The sequence below is a fragment of the Ancylobacter vacuolatus genome (assembly GCF_030813595.1).
GTDB lineage: Bacteria > Pseudomonadota > Alphaproteobacteria > Rhizobiales > Xanthobacteraceae > Ancylobacter > Ancylobacter vacuolatus.
Map to the genome: position 1 here is coordinate 203389 of NZ_JAUSUH010000005.1, position 14057 is coordinate 217445.

The window sequence follows — 14057 nt, forward strand, 5'->3', positions numbered from 1 at the left end:
GTCTGTCCTTTCAGTTCTTCACGATGAGCTGCACGCGATCGGCACAGAACCGGGCGCGGGAATATTGGATCGGCCGGCGCTGCGGGTCGCCATTGATGGCGTCCACTACCATGACAGTGCGGCCGGCGGGGAGGGCGAGCAGGCGGCGATCCTCCTCATCGGCGGGACGGGCGGTGATGCGGGTTTCCAGCCGGCGATAATCGCCGAGGCCCAGCGTTTCCAGCGCCCGCGTCACCGAACCGGTGGCGGCGACCAGCAAATCGAGGTCGCGGCAGCGGCCGGCCTCGTACCAGTGCGAGGCGACGGTGATCGGCACGCCGTCGGCCTCGCGGATCATGTCAATGCGCAGCACCTTGGCACCCGGCGCCAGGCCCAGCGCCTGCGCGATCTCGGCTGAGGCCGCCTCGACGCGCGAGCCGATGAGCCGCCCGCTGGGCGCGCGGCCCTCGCGCGAGACGATCTCGGAGAAGCGGGTGCGCGGGCCGATGGGATAGCGGATCGGCGGTTCCTTGACGAAGGTGCCGCGCCCCGGCGTCGCCTCGATCAGCCGGCGCTCGGTGAGGTGGGCCAGCGCCCGGCGCAGGGTGTGGCGATTGACGCCGAAGCGTTCCGCCAGCTCGTTTTCCGTCGGCAGGCGCGCGCCGGGGGCGAGACGGCCCTCGACGATGTCGGCCTCGATCCGCTCGGCGATCTGCTTCCACAGCGAAACACCGGTGCCGCGCGCCACGTCCTCGTCCGGGGAGGGGGGCGATGTCATGGCGCTGTCGTTGGTCGGGTTCATCTTCTCACCGCGGTGCAAAAAACTGCGCTTGCCTATTTGTATAGATGAATATACAAATCCGCCGAAATGTAAACGGCCTTTGCGGCCCGCAGGCGCGGATTTCCAGATGCAGTCTTCCCCAGAAGAATCCAGCAATGCCAACGCCTGGCGTGCGACGCGGCAGGGCGTGATGGCGGTGATGGCGCGGGCGGAATCGGCCGAGCTCGACGCCATCCTGGTGCGCCTCGGCCCGCTTCCCGCCGCCTCCAACCTCAAGCCGCCGGAAGTCGGGCTGGTGATGCTGCGCGGACGGACGGGCGGGGATGGCGCCCCGTTCAATCTCGGCGAGGCGACGGTTTCTCGCGCCGCGATCCGGCTGGAGGGCGGCGCCGCCGGCTTCGCCTATCGCCTCGGGCGCGATCTCAAGGCGGCCCGCGCGGCGGCCATTCTCGACGCGCTGTGGCAGGACGAGGCCCGGCGTGCGGCGGTGGAAGACGCGCTGGCGCCGGTGCGGGCGCGGCTGTCCGATGAGGCGGCGACGGTGCGGACCGAGACGGCGGCGACCAAGGTCGACTTCTTCACCCTCGTGCGCGGGGAGGACTGACATGTCCGTCGCCACTTCCGACACCAGCCTAACCTCTTGCCTTGCCACTGGTTTCATTGATCCTGTGCTCGATGGGCAGGCCAGTTTCCGCGCCGCCATGTGGGCGCTCTCCCGCCCCGGTCGGGTCGAGCCGATCGCGGCCGCGCTCACCCCGCCGGCGCCGCTCAATCCGGAAGCGGCGGCGCTGGTGCTGGCGCTGTGCGACTACGAGACCCCGCTCTGGCTGGACCCGGCGCTGGCCCGCGTGCCTGAGGTCGCCGCCTTCCTGCGCTTTCATACCGGGGCGCCTGTTGTCGAGGATGCGGCCGAGGCACGCTTCGCGCTGATCGCCGAACCCCTTGATATGCCGGACTTTTTCGATTTCGCGCAGGGTTCGCCCGAATTCCCGGACACCTCCGCCACGCTGATCCTGCAGGTGGAAGCCTTCACCGGTGGGCTGGTGCTGGAAGGGCCGGGGGTTCAGGGCCGCGCCGCTTTCGGCGCTGCGCCGCTGCCGGCGGACTTCATCGCCCGCATGGCGGAGAACCGGGCCGGATTCCCGCTCGGGGTCGATCTGCTGCTGGCCGGGCCGGGCGGTGTCGCCGGCCTGCCGCGTTCCGTCACCGTGAAGGAGGGTTGAGCGATGTATGTGGCGGCCAAGGGCGGCGAAAAGGCCATCCGCAACGCCCACGCGCTTCTCGCCAAGCGTCGGAGGGGAAACAGGAATCTGCCCTCGATCAGCCTCGCCCAGATCGCGCAGCAATTGACGCTGGCGGTGGACCGGGTGATGGCGGAGGGCTCGCTTTATGATGTGGAGCTGGCGGCGCTGGCGGTGAAGCAGGCGCGCGGCGACCTGATCGAGGCGATCTTCCTCATCCGCGCCTTCCGCACCACCCTGCCGCGCTTCGGCTATGCGAAGGCACTCGACACGGCGGAGATGCTGGTGCGCCGGCGGGTGTCGGCCACCTATAAGGACCTGCCCGGCGGCCAGCTGCTGGGGCCGACCTTCGACTATACCCACCGGCTGCTGGATACCTCTCTGGGCGTGGCCGATCCGGCCAATGAGGTGGACGATCAGGCCAGTGAGGCCAAACCGGCCGATGACGCCGCCGCGCCCGTTTCCATGCCGCGCGTCACCGATCTGCTCGGGCAGGAGGGGCTGATCGAGGGCGCGCCCGCCGATGATGGCAGCGAGCCCTTCGACATCACCCGCGCCCCGGTCTCTTATCCCGTCGACCGCTCGACCCGGCTGCAGACGCTGGCGCGCGGCGATGAGGGCTATCTGCTGGCGCTCGGCTATTCCACCCAGCGCGGCTATGGCCGCTCGCACCCCTTTGTCGGCGAGATCCGCTTCGGCGATGTCGAGGTGATCTTCGAGGCGCCGGAACTCGGCTTCGAGGTCTCGCTCGGCACGGTGCAGGTGACGGAGTGCCAGAGCGTCAACCAGTTCAAGGGCACGGCGACCACCGCGCCGCAGTTCACCCGCGGCTATGGCCTCGTCTTCGGGCAGTGCGAGCGCAAGGCGCTCTCCATGGCGCTGGTCGAGCGGGCGCTGCGCTGGGAGGAACTGGGCGAGGAGCGCGGCGCCCCGGCGCAGGACGAGGAATTCGTGCTCTCCCATTGCGACAATGTGCAGGCGACCGGCTTCGTCGAGCACCTCAAGCTGCCGCATTACGTGGATTTCCAGGCCGAGCTCGATCTCGTGCGCCGCATGCGGGCCGAGCATGAGGAAAGCCGCCGCGCGGCTGACATGAAGGAGGCGGCGGAATGAACGCCCACGCTGTCGGGGGCATGCCCGAGATCACGTATAATTTCGCCTATCTTGACGAGCAGACCAAAAGGATGATCCGCCGCGCCATTCTCAAGGCGATCGCGGTGCCGGGCTATCAGGTGCCCTTCGCGGCGCGCGAAATGCCGATGCCTTATGGCTGGGGAACCGGCGGCGTGCAGGTGACGGCCGCCGTGCTCGGCCCGAAGGATGTGCTGAAGGTCATCGACCAGGGCGCCGACGACACCACCAATGCGGTGGCCATTCGCGGCTTCTTCGAGAAGACCGCCCGTGTCGCCACCACCACCTCGGCGGTTGAGGCGACTGTCATCCAGACCCGCCACCGTGTGCCGGAGACGCCGCTCGCCGAGCACCAGATCCTCGTCTACCAGGTGCCGATTCCCGAGCCGCTGCGCTTTCTGGAGCCGCGCGAGACCGAGACGCGGCAGCTGCATGCGCTGGCGGAATACGGCCTCATGCATGTGAAGCTGTATGAGGACATCGCCCGCCACGGCCATATCGCCACCACCTATGCCTACCCGGTTGAGGTGGCGGGGCGCTATGTGATGGACCCCTCGCCGATCCCGAAATTCGACAATCCCAAGCTCGATGATTGCCCGGCGCTGCAGCTGTTCGGCGCCGGGCGCGAAAAGCGCATCTACGCCATTCCGCCCTACACCAGGGTGCGCTCGCTCGATTTCGAGGACCACCCGTTCAAGGTGCAGCGCTTCGCCAAGCCCTGCGCGCTGTGCGCGGCGACGGGGGTCTATCTCGACGAGGTGATCCTCGACGACAAGGGCGGGCGGATGTTCGTGTGCTCGGACACCGACTATTGCAACGGCCGGCAGGTGGCGGGGCATCGGGGGGAGATGGCGGCCCCGGTGGGAGAGGGGGCATGAGTGCGCTCTCCACCGACCATCCTTCGAGGCCGGGCTTTGCCCGGCACCTCAGGATGACGGGTGTTTCCCGTCATCCGGGGATGACGGGCGTCTCCCGTGATCCTGGGATTCTGTCCCGCGCACAGAACAACGTCATCCTGAGGTGCGAGCGCAGCGAGCCTCGAAGGATGCAGGTTCGGCGCGTGCTGACCGTGAAGGGACACCAGCCATGACCGACACACCCCTCCTGATCGCCGACGGGCTCTCGAAAAATTACGGCAACCGGATCGGCTGCCGCGACGTGTCGCTGGAGGTCTATCCCGGCGAGGTGCTCGCCGTGGTCGGGGAATCCGGCTCGGGCAAGTCGACTTTGCTCGGCCTGCTCTCCACCGAGCTGGAGCCGAGCGCGGGACGCGTTTCCTACCGGCTGCGCGACGGGCGCCTGGCAGACCTCGCCAGCCTCGGCGCGGCGGAAAAGCGGCTCTTGATGCGCACCGACTGGGGCTTCGTGCGGCAGAACCCGGCCGACGGGCTGCGCATGGCGGTTTCGGCCGGCGGCAATGTCGGCGAGCGGCTGATGGCGGTCGGCTGGCGCCACTATGGCCATATCCGCGACGAGGCGCTGGACTGGCTGGCCAAGGTGGAAATCGCCGGCGACCGGATCGACGACGACCCGCGCGCCTTTTCCGGCGGCATGCGCCAGCGGCTGCAGATCGCCCGCAACCTCGTGACCCGGCCGCGCCTCGTCTTCATGGACGAGCCGACCGGCGGGCTCGACGTGTCGGTGCAGGCGCGCCTGCTCGACCTCATTCGCGGCCTGGTGGCGGAACTGGGGCTGGCGGTGATCATCGTCACCCATGACCTCGCCGTGGCGCGGCTGCTGTCGCACCGCATGGTGGTGATGCGGCACGGGCGGGTGATCGAGACCGGCATCACCGACCAGGTGCTGGACGACCCGCGCGAGCCCTACACGCAGCTGCTCGTCTCCTCGGTTCTGGCGGCGTGAGCATGACCAGCGACTGGAAGGGCATATCCCGGCGACATCCTTCGAGGCCGGGCTTTGCCCGGCACCCCAGGATGACGGAAATTCTCCGTCATCCTGGGGTGCCGGTGCGCTCCCATGGGAGGCGTCCTGCGTTTCCACCCCTCCAACGTCATCCTGAGGTGCGCGCGCAGCGCTCCTCGAAGGATGTCGCGACAGAGCCGAGGCGGCCATGAGCAAACCCTCTTTACCCATCCTGTCCGTTTCCGGCGTCGCCAAGACCTTCATCCTGCATCTGCGCGAAGGGGCGCGGCTGCCTGTGGTGAACGGCGCCGGCTTCGACCTCTACGCCGGCGAATGCGTCGCCCTGGGCGGGCCCTCGGGCGCGGGCAAGAGCTCGCTGCTGAAGATGGTCTACGGCAATTACCGCGTCGATGAAGGCACGATCCGGGTGCGGGACGGCGAGGAAATGGTCGACGTCGCCTCCACCTCGCCGCGCCGGCTGATCAAGCTGCGCGACACCACCATGGGCTATGTCAGCCAGTTCCTGCGGGTGATCCCGCGCGTCGGCGCCCGCGACGTGGTGGCCGAGCCGCTGATCCATGACGGCGTGCCGCCTGAGGAAGCGGTGGCGCGGGCCGGCGCCCTGCTCGCCCGGCTGAACCTGCCGGAGCGGCTGTGGAACCTGCCGCCCGCCACCTTCTCGGGCGGCGAGCAGCAGCGGGTGAACATTGCGCGCGGGCTGATCGCCCATCGCCCGCTGCTCTTGATGGACGAGCCGACCGCCTCGCTCGATGCCGCCAACCGCAACGTGGTGGTGGAACTGATCGCGGAGAAGAAGCGGGCCGGCGTCGCCATTCTCGGCATTTTCCACGACGCGGAAGTGCGCGAGGCCGCCTGCGACCGGGTGATCGACGTGACCGACTTCGCCAAGGCGGCGGCGTGAGGGGGCCCACCCAACAACGTCCTTCCCGGCGTGACCCGGGGATCCACGACTTGGGCGGCGAAAGCAAAACGTGGAGGACCGGGACACGCCCGGTCCTGACGAAACGGCAACGGTGCACCGGTTCCGCAGGGATATGAAAATGATTGAGACCGTCTACGCCCATGCCCGGCTGGTGCTGGAAGAGGTGGTGATTGAGGGCCATCTCGTCGTGCGCGACGGCTTCATCACCGAGATCGGCACCGGGGCGGCGCCGCGCGGGGCGGTGGATATGGGCGGCGACTATGTGCTGCCGGGCTTTGTCGAGCTGCACACCGACCATGTCGAGGGCCATCTCTACCCCCGTCCCCGCGTCACCTGGAACGCCTTCGCCGCCGTGACCGCCTATGACGCGCAGATCGCCGCCTCGGGCATCACCACCGTGTTCGATTCGCTGCGGGTCTGGCCGGACAAGCGCGCCGTGGGCATGGATGGCGACGCGCCGCTGCTCGCCCGCACCCTGCGCGAGGCGGGCGAGGCCGGGGTGCTGCGGGCGGAGCATTTCGTGCATCTGCGCTGCGAGGTGACGGCCGATGGCGTGGTGGAGGAAGCGGGCGCGCTGGTGGAGAGCGCCGGGGTCCGGCTGATCTCGCTGATGGACCACACGCCGGGCCAGCGCCAGTTCATGACCGAGGCGCAGTTCCGCAGCTACTACAAGAAGAAGAGCGGCATGAGCGATGCCGATCTCGACATCATCGTCGCCGACCGGATGGACGCGCATGCCCGCTTCGCCCGGCCGAACCGCGCCCGGCTGGTGGCGATGGCGCGCGGGCAGGGCATCGTGCTGGCCAGCCATGACGACGCCACCGACGCCCATGTGGCGGAAGCGATCGAGGATGGCGTCGCCATCGCCGAATTCCCCACCACCGACAGCGCGGCGGAGGGTTCGCATGGCGCCGGGATCCGGGTGCTGATGGGCGCGCCGAACATTGTGCGCGGCGGCTCGCACACCGGCAATGTCGCCGCCGAGAGCCTGGCGCGGCGCGGGGTGCTCGATATCCTCTCGTCCGACTATGTGCCGGGCAGCCTGATGCTGGCCGCCTTTGACCTGCCGAAGCGTGTGCCGGCCATCACCCTGCCGCAGGCGGTGGCGATGGTGAGCGCCAACCCGGCGGCGGCGGCCGGGCTTACCGATCGCGGCCGGCTGGCGCCGGGGCTGCGGGCCGATTTCATCCGCGTGTCGGTGGCCGGCGCCGGCCCGGTGGCGCGGGCGGTGTGGCGGCAGGGGGAGCGGATTTCGTGAGTGAGGATGTGAGGGTGGCGCCGGGCGTGGACGAAAAGCGCGGCGGGGAGAAGCTCGGCCCCGGCCTGCTGGTGCTGGTGGTCGGCCCCTCCGGTGCCGGCAAGGACACGCTGCTCGCCTATGCCCGCGACAGGCTGGTGGGGCGCGCGGACATAAGCTTCGCCCGCCGCCGCATCACCCGCCCCACCGACGCCACCGAGGACCATGTGAGCGTTGACGCCGCCGCCTTTGCGCAAGGGCTGGCGCAGGGGCGCTTTCCGCTGCACTGGCAGGCCAATGGGCTGAGCTACGCGCTGGGCGAGGAAGTCGCGCAGGATATTTCGGCCGGCCGCATCGTCGTCGCCAATGGCTCGCGCGCGGCGGTGGGCGAGGCGCGGGCGCGCTTTGCCCGGGTGAAGCTGGTGCATGTCACCGCGCCGACCGAGATCTTGGCCGCGCGCATCGCTGCCCGCGGCCGCGAAAGTGCCGAGGACGTGCTGGCCCGGCTGAAGCGCGAACCGCCGCTCGACGCCCCGCCGGACCTCACCGTGCTCAATGTCGGCGCGGTGGAGACCGCCGGCGAGGCGCTGGCGGGGTTTTTGCGGGGGCTCACCTGAGAGGCGGCCGCGCCGGATCTCCCACCGCTTCGCTTCAGCTATGATGAGGCATGATCCGCGTATCGCTTCTCGATTTCCTCAACACCGGCTGCCTCGGGCCCGTTCGGCCCGGCGCTTCGATGGAGGAGATCGTCGCCCTGCTGGGAGAGCCGATCAAGACGATCGGTGAGCCGGCGCCGCATGCGGCGCAACAGCCGTACTGGCTTTACGGCAATCTCGAAATCAGCTTCGCCCAGCCAGAGGACGCGCCGCCCTTTGTCGAGTTCCTGCAGATCGGCAGGCCGGGGCAGCTCAGAGGGGCGGCCCGGCGGGTGGCGCCGCGTCTCATGCTCGATCTTCACGGGCTCAATGCACGCTCACGTCCCTCCGCGTTCATTCGCGCGCTGGACGAGATCGACAGGGTGAGCGTGTGTCTGGTCGACATCGCCCAGTACCCCGCCGTGACGGTGTATGTCGGTGAAGGACTGGAGATCAATTTCGACCTTGGCGCCGAAGATCCGGTCGAGACCTTGCCGCCGCTTGTCGAATATGTCCGCGCGCTCGATAGCGAGGCGACTTGGTCCGATCTCTATTCTTATGATCCCCGCTGCCGGACCAGCCGGCGCGCGCGGGAAGAGACCTGGCCCGGCCGCTATGCACCGTTCACGCTGACGGGGCGCGACTATCTCAAGGCGTTGGAGCGCTGATGCGGAGGCTCTGAAGCCGGGCTGTCGTGGGAGAAGGACGTCGGGCGGCGGCGGCCGGAAATGTCGAACGCCGTCGCCCCTTTTACTGCCGGTACTGCTGGATGCGCGTGGTGCGCAGGCCGGCGAGGCCGTGGCGTTCAATCGACGCCTGCCAGGAAAGAAATTCCTCTGTCGTCAATGTATAACGGCTGCAGGCTTCCTCAAGGCTGAGGAGCCCGCCACGAACGGCGGCAACCACTTCCGCCTTGCGGCGAATGACCCAGCGCCGGGTGTTCGGCGGGGGCAGATCTGCAATGGTCAGCGGACTTCCGTCCGGCCCGATTACATACTTCACCCTCGGGCGATAGGGTTCTGTCATGTTTCACTCACTCAATACACACGACCAATGCCGTAAGCATAGCGCTGGAGATTTAAATATTCTCCTAAGCGAATCACGTGTCGGTGAGAGCTAAGTGTTTGCTGCTTCGTTAATATTTGCGAAGGACTTTGTTTACTTTTAATGCCGCAACGGCAATGACGCCGGGCCGCGCCGGGGAGGAAAGTGTTACCACGCGGGGCGGGCGCTGCCGGGCAGGGTTCATGAAATCGCCGAGGTGCCCTATATAGAGCGACGCACCGTGTCGATTTTTCTCGCCGCGCCTGTCCTCACGCCGTTTCGCAAGCCACCGCCCATGATCCGTCTCGACGACAACGACCGCCCCCCCAGCCAGACGCGCGTCGTGGTCGCGATGTCGGGCGGCGTGGATTCCTCCGTCGTCGCCGCGCTCTACGCGCAGGCGGGCTATGATGTGGTGGGCGTGACGCTGCAGCTCTACGACCATGGCGAGGCGATGCACCACCGCCCCGGCGCCTGCTGCGCCGGCCAGGACATTTATGACGCCCGCACCGTGGCCGAGAAGCTCGGCATTCCCCATTACGTGCTCGATTATGAAAGCCGCTTCCGCCACGCGGTGATCGAGCGCTTCGCCGATGCCTATGCCGCCGGCGAGACGCCCATTCCCTGCGTCGACTGCAATCGCACGGTGAAGTTCCGCGATCTGCTGGAAACCGCGCGCGACCTCGGCGCCGATATTCTCGCCACCGGCCATTATGTCGCCAGCCGCGCGCTGGAGAACGGCCGGCGCGGGCTGTTCCGCCCGCTCGACGAGAGCCGGGACCAGAGCTATTTCCTCTACGCCACCACCCAGGCGCAGATCGACATGCTGCGCTTTCCGCTCGGCGAGACCACCAAGCCGGATGTGCGGGCGCTGGCCGAAGGTTTTGGGCTGAAGGTGGCGGAAAAGCCGGACAGCCAGGACATCTGCTTCGTGCCCAACGGGCATTACACCGCCATTGTCGAGAAGCTGCGCCCCGAGGCGGCCGAGCCGGGCGAGATCGTGCATCTCGACGGGCGGGTGCTGGGCCGGCATGCCGGGGTGATGCGCTTCACCATCGGCCAGCGCAAGGGGCTGGGCATCGCCGCCGCCGAGCCGCTCTATGTCGTCGGCATCAATGCGGCGCAGCGGCGCGTGGTGGTGGGCCCGCGCTCGGCGCTCGGGGTTTCCGCCATCGGCATCGACGAGGTGAACTGGCTCGGCGAGGAGACGCTGGAGGATGCCGCCGCCCGCGAGCGCGAACTCTACGTGAAGGTGCGCTCGGCCCGCGCTCCGGTGCCGGGCCATCTCGCCCAGGCGGCGGGCGGCGGGGTCGAGGTGCGGCTGCACGGCATCGAGGAAGGCGTGGCGCCGGGGCAGGCCTGCGTGTTCTATGCCGATGGCGAGGCCGGCACCCGCATGCTCGGCGGCGGGGTGATCCGCCGTTCGGCGGCGCCGTTCACCGCTTTGACACCTAACGTGGAGATGATGGCACGTTCGGCGTGAGTCGGCGTTACGCAAGGGAACGGGCGCCGGCCCGGCATTGTGCAAGGGGAACTGCATGAAGACCGATCTCGATCACGCCACGGTTCAAGAGGCTTATGCCGGCTGGGCCCCGATCTACGACATCGTGTTCGGCGCGGTGTTCGAGCCCGGCCGCAAAGCGGCGCTGCGGGCGGCGGAGCGGATCGGCGGGCGCATCCTCGATTTCGGCGTCGGCACCGGCTTCGCGCTGCCGGCCTATAAGCGCACCAATCGTCTGGTCGGGGTCGATATTTCCGAGCCGATGCTGCGCAAGGCGCATGAGAAGGTGGCAAAGGAGAACCTCACCCATGTCGAGGGCCTCTGCCTGATGGACGGCGCCCATATGGGCTTCGCCGACAATTCCTTCGACGTGGTGATGGCGCAGTTCGTCATCACCGTGGTGCCGCACCCGGAGGAGACGCTGGACGAGATGGCCCGCGTGCTCAAGCCCGGCGGCGAGATCATCCTGGTCAACCATCTCGGCGCCGAGGACGGCCCGCGCGCCGTGTTCGAGCGCTGGTTCGCCCGCCGCGCCCGCAAGCTGGGCTGGCGGCCGGAATTCCAGTTCGCCCGGCTGCACAATTGGGCGGTGCGCAACGGCTCGGTGGATTTGCCTGTTAAGCGCGACGTGGCGCTCGGCATGTACACCATGGTGCGCTTCCGCAAGCGCACCGAGGCGGAAATCGCCGCCATGAGCGAGAGCGTGGCGCTGGCCGGCTGAGGTGGTATTGCGCTGGGAGGCGCGATCGCGGAGGCTGGGCCTTGTTCGTCACCCCCAGCTTCGGCAGATCATGGCTTTCCTGTCCCGCCTTGTCACCCGCGCCAGCCTTTCCCTCCTCCTGATCGCGTCCGCCCTGCCGGCGCGGGCGCAGCAAGGCGGTGCCGTCGCCGTGGCGGGCGGGGTCAGCTACGAATATCTTGAGACCTGGGATGTCGCGCGCCTCAACAAGGTGCTGACCACCGACACGCCTGAATTCGCCGGCATTCCGGTCGCCTACACCCCGGCGCGCAACGGCGCGAGGCTCTACCGCGTCACCTATCCCAGCGTCATTCCCGAGCGCGGCAACCGGCCGACCGTGACCACCGGCCTGCTGGCGGTGCCTGACCTGCCGGGCACATCCTTCCCGATGGTGTCCTACCAGCACGGCACGGTGTACGGGAAACAGGAGGTGCCGTCCTTCATCGCCCAGTCGAGCGAGACGGCGCTGATGGTGGCCCAGTTCGCCGGGCAGGGCTATATCGTTGTCGGCGCCGATTATTTCGGCCTCGGCCTGTCGACCGAGCCGGAAGGCTACATGGTGAAGGCCAGCCAGCAGCAGGCCACCGCCGACCTGCTGGCGGCGAGCCGCGGCGTGCTGCAGGCAATGAAGCTCGCCAGCCCGAAACTGTTCCTCGCCGGCTGGTCGCAGGGCGGCTTCGTCACCATGGCGCTGCTGGAGAAGCTGGAGGCGGACGGCATCGCGGTGGACGCGGCGGCCACCGCCAGCGCGCCGGTCGATGTCTATGTCGCGCTGAGCGGCTTTCTCGACTTTCCCCGCCCGCTGGACGCGACCTGGGTGATGTCGCTGTTCATCCTCTCGGCGTTTTCCTACGAGAACTATTATGGCATTCCCGGGCTGGCGCGGGCGCTGATCGCCGACGAATATTACGAGGTGACGCGCAAGGCCTATATGCGCGAGAAGTTCAATGTCGCCGACATTCCGACCGACATCACCAAGCTGATCCGGCCGGCCTATTTCGACCCGCAATACTTCGCCAATTCGGCCTATGGCCGGATCGCCCTGGCCACCAATGCCTATCGCTGGGTGATCAAGACGCCGGTGCGCAACTATTTCGGCGAGACCGACGAGGTGATCAGCACCGGCCTCGGCCAGCTGGCGCAGACCTATCAGCGGGCGATGGGCGCCGGCAACATGCAGGTGGAGGCGATCTCCACCGGCAAGACCACCCATCGCGGCACCTTCGCCACCGCCGTGCCGCAGTGGAAGGCGTGGTTCGACGGGAAGTGAGGGCGCGCCCTCACTCCCACCACACCTGCGGCCCCACCGGCACCACCCCGGTCGGGTTGATGGTTTTGTGGCTCTCGTAATAGTGCCGCTTGATGTGGGTGAGGTTGACCGTCGCCTTCACCCCCGGCAAGGCGTAAAACGCCTTCACGAAGCGCGACAGGTTCGGGTAGTCGAAGATCCGGCGGATGTTGCACTTGAAGTGGCCGACATAGACCGGGTCGAAGCGGATCAGCGTGGTGAACAGGCGGATGTCGGCCTCGGTCAGCGCCTCGCCCAGCAGCCAGTCGCGGCCTTCCAGCCGGGCTTCCAGCGCGTCCAGCTCGGTGAACAGGGCGGTGACGGCCTCCTCATAGGCATCCTGCGTGGTGGCGAAGCCGGCCTTGTAGACGCCGTTATTCACCGCCTCATAGACTTGGGCGTTCAGCGCGTCGATCTCGCCGGCGAGGGCGGCGGGGTAGTAGTCGTGCCGGTCCTGCGTGAAGGCGGCGAAGGCTGAGTTGAGCATGCGGATGATCTCCGCCGACTCGTTGCTCACAATGGTGCCGCGCTTTTTGTCCCACAGCACCGGCACGGTGACGCGGCCGGAAAAGGCGGGGTCGGCCGTCGTGTAGACCTCATGCAGCCGCTGCTTGCCGAGCACGGAATCGGTGGTGGCGCCCTCGCTGCGGCGCTCGGCATGGTCGGCGAAGACCCAGCCTTCCGCGCCCATGAACGGGTCGACCACCGAGACGGAGATGACGTCCTCCAGCCGCTTCAGCGCCCGCATGATGAGGGTGCGGTGCGCCCAGGGGCAGGCGAGCGAGACATAGAGGTGATAGCGCCCCGCTTCCGCCGGAAAGCCGCCCTCGCCGGAAGGGCCGGGCGCGCCATCCGCCGTGATCCAGTTGCGGAAGCGCGTCACGGTGCGCTCGAAGCGCCCGCCCGTGCTCTTGGTGTCGTACCAGCTATCGACCCACTTGCCCTCGACCAGCAGTCCCATGCGCGTCTCCTGTTTCGCCCCCTGAGAGTAGGGCGCGGGCGCGGATTGGCCAGTCTTTCGCGTTTGCAGGAAGGGCGGGGCGGTCTTGCGCGGATGCCTTGTGGGCTCAGCCGATCCGCTTGAAATAGAGCAGCGTCGCGGTGAGCCCGCCTTGCGGCTTCAGCGCGTAATCGGGCAGGCGGCCGGCGCGCTGGAAGCCGTGCCTTTCATAGAGGCCGGCGGCACCGTCCTCCTCCGCCGTGTCGAGCACCAGCATGGTGCGCCCCTGCGCCACCGCCTGCCGTTCCGCCTCCACGAGCAGCGCGCGGGCAAGGCCACGGCCGCGAAAGGCGGGGGCGGTCATCATCTTGGCGATTTCGGCGCGGTGCGGCTGGTTCTCCGGCAGAGCGAGAACCAGCGTCACCGTGCTGGCGAGCGCGCCTTCGATGAAGGCGCCGAGCACAAGCCGCTCGCCCCGTGCCGCTGCCCCCAGCGTGGTGCGGGCGAAGGCGCGGGCCTTATCAGGCGCCAGCGGGTGCATGAAGCCGACCGAGCCGCCGCCGGCCACCGTCTCGATCAGCAGCGCGGCGAGGGCCTCGATGGTGGCGGAATCGGCGGCGAGGGGGCGGATGTCGGGCGCGGTCATGATGGCGCTGAGGCTAATCCATCCGGCACTGGCCCGGCAACGCTCGACCTCGCGCGCCGTCCGTGCTATCGGGCGCGTCCGATCGAGGA

General features: G+C 68.2%; 16 protein-coding genes. 12 read left to right on the top strand and 4 right to left on the bottom strand.

Annotated features, from left to right (window positions below; all coding sequences use genetic code 11):
• Positions 1–10 precede the first annotated feature (10 nt).
• Positions 11–757, bottom strand: coding sequence for a phosphonate metabolism transcriptional regulator PhnF (gene phnF / locus J2S76_RS13385; protein ID WP_307060939.1), 747 nt, complete (start codon positions 755–757; stop codon positions 11–13).
• 130 nt (positions 758–887) lie between these two features.
• Here phnF and phnG point away from each other — a divergent pair, with 130 nt between their 5' ends.
• From phnG to J2S76_RS13430, 9 genes are all read left to right on the top strand, one after another.
• Complete coding sequence (phnG, locus tag J2S76_RS13390; RefSeq protein ID WP_307060940.1) at positions 888–1364, top strand: phosphonate C-P lyase system protein PhnG; 477 nt, start codon at positions 888–890, stop codon at positions 1362–1364.
• Position 1365: 1 nt separating this feature from the next.
• Positions 1366–1983: a phosphonate C-P lyase system protein PhnH gene (gene phnH, locus J2S76_RS13395; protein ID WP_307060941.1), complete on the top strand. Its 618-nt coding sequence runs from the start codon at positions 1366–1368 to the stop codon at positions 1981–1983.
• A 3-nt stretch (positions 1984–1986) separates the two neighbouring features.
• Complete coding sequence (locus tag J2S76_RS13400; protein WP_307060942.1) at positions 1987–3114, top strand: carbon-phosphorus lyase complex subunit; 1128 nt, start codon at positions 1987–1989, stop codon at positions 3112–3114.
• A complete protein-coding gene (locus tag J2S76_RS13405) occupies positions 3111–4010 on the top strand; it encodes an alpha-D-ribose 1-methylphosphonate 5-phosphate C-P-lyase PhnJ (RefSeq protein WP_307060943.1) in 900 nt (299 codons plus the stop codon). Before J2S76_RS13400 ends, J2S76_RS13405 begins: the two co-directional genes overlap by 4 nt.
• 208 nt (positions 4011–4218) lie before the next feature.
• Complete coding sequence (phnK, locus tag J2S76_RS13410; protein WP_307060944.1) at positions 4219–4995, top strand: phosphonate C-P lyase system protein PhnK; 777 nt, start codon at positions 4219–4221, stop codon at positions 4993–4995.
• A gap of 208 nt (positions 4996–5203) precedes the next feature.
• A complete protein-coding gene (gene phnL, locus J2S76_RS13415; RefSeq protein ID WP_307060945.1) occupies positions 5204–5917 on the top strand; it encodes a phosphonate C-P lyase system protein PhnL in 714 nt (237 codons plus the stop codon).
• A gap of 139 nt (positions 5918–6056) precedes the next feature.
• Positions 6057–7196, top strand: coding sequence for an alpha-D-ribose 1-methylphosphonate 5-triphosphate diphosphatase (locus J2S76_RS13420; RefSeq protein ID WP_307060946.1), 1140 nt, complete (start codon positions 6057–6059; stop codon positions 7194–7196).
• Positions 7193–7792 carry a phosphonate metabolism protein/1,5-bisphosphokinase (PRPP-forming) PhnN gene (gene phnN / locus J2S76_RS13425; protein WP_307060947.1) on the top strand — a complete coding sequence of 200 codons (600 nt, stop codon included), beginning with the start codon at positions 7193–7195 and terminating at the stop codon, positions 7790–7792. The genes J2S76_RS13420 and phnN overlap by 4 nt, the downstream gene beginning before the upstream one ends.
• A gap of 50 nt (positions 7793–7842) precedes the next feature.
• The gene (locus J2S76_RS13430; protein WP_307060948.1) at positions 7843–8478 is read left to right on the top strand and encodes a hypothetical protein; all 636 of its coding nucleotides are present in this window, start codon (positions 7843–7845) and stop codon (positions 8476–8478) included.
• An 82-nt stretch (positions 8479–8560) separates the two neighbouring features.
• Here the strand turns inward: J2S76_RS13430 and sciP are convergent, their stop codons facing one another.
• Positions 8561–8836, bottom strand: coding sequence for a CtrA inhibitor SciP (gene sciP / locus J2S76_RS13435; protein WP_018963919.1), 276 nt, complete (start codon positions 8834–8836; stop codon positions 8561–8563).
• Positions 8837–9149: 313 nt separating this feature from the next.
• Here sciP and mnmA point away from each other — a divergent pair, with 313 nt between their 5' ends.
• The 3 genes from mnmA (at position 9150) to J2S76_RS13450 (ending at position 12364) form a co-directional block, all read left to right on the top strand.
• Positions 9150–10337, top strand: coding sequence for a tRNA 2-thiouridine(34) synthase MnmA (gene mnmA / locus J2S76_RS13440; RefSeq protein WP_307061165.1), 1188 nt, complete (start codon positions 9150–9152; stop codon positions 10335–10337).
• Positions 10338–10392: 55 nt separating this feature from the next.
• Positions 10393–11076 (top strand): class I SAM-dependent methyltransferase, encoded by a 684-nt coding sequence (locus tag J2S76_RS13445; protein ID WP_307060949.1) that lies wholly within the window; start codon positions 10393–10395, stop codon positions 11074–11076.
• Between the two features lie 70 nt (positions 11077–11146).
• Positions 11147–12364: an alpha/beta hydrolase family protein gene (locus tag J2S76_RS13450; protein WP_307060950.1), complete on the top strand. Its 1218-nt coding sequence runs from the start codon at positions 11147–11149 to the stop codon at positions 12362–12364.
• Between the two features lie 10 nt (positions 12365–12374).
• Here the strand turns inward: J2S76_RS13450 and J2S76_RS13455 are convergent, their stop codons facing one another.
• Positions 12375–13343 carry a glutathione S-transferase family protein gene (locus J2S76_RS13455; RefSeq protein ID WP_307060951.1) on the bottom strand — a complete coding sequence of 323 codons (969 nt, stop codon included), beginning with the start codon at positions 13341–13343 and terminating at the stop codon, positions 12375–12377.
• A gap of 106 nt (positions 13344–13449) precedes the next feature.
• Complete coding sequence (locus J2S76_RS13460; protein WP_307060952.1) at positions 13450–13968, bottom strand: GNAT family N-acetyltransferase; 519 nt, start codon at positions 13966–13968, stop codon at positions 13450–13452.
• Positions 13969–14057: the final 89 nt, after the last annotated feature.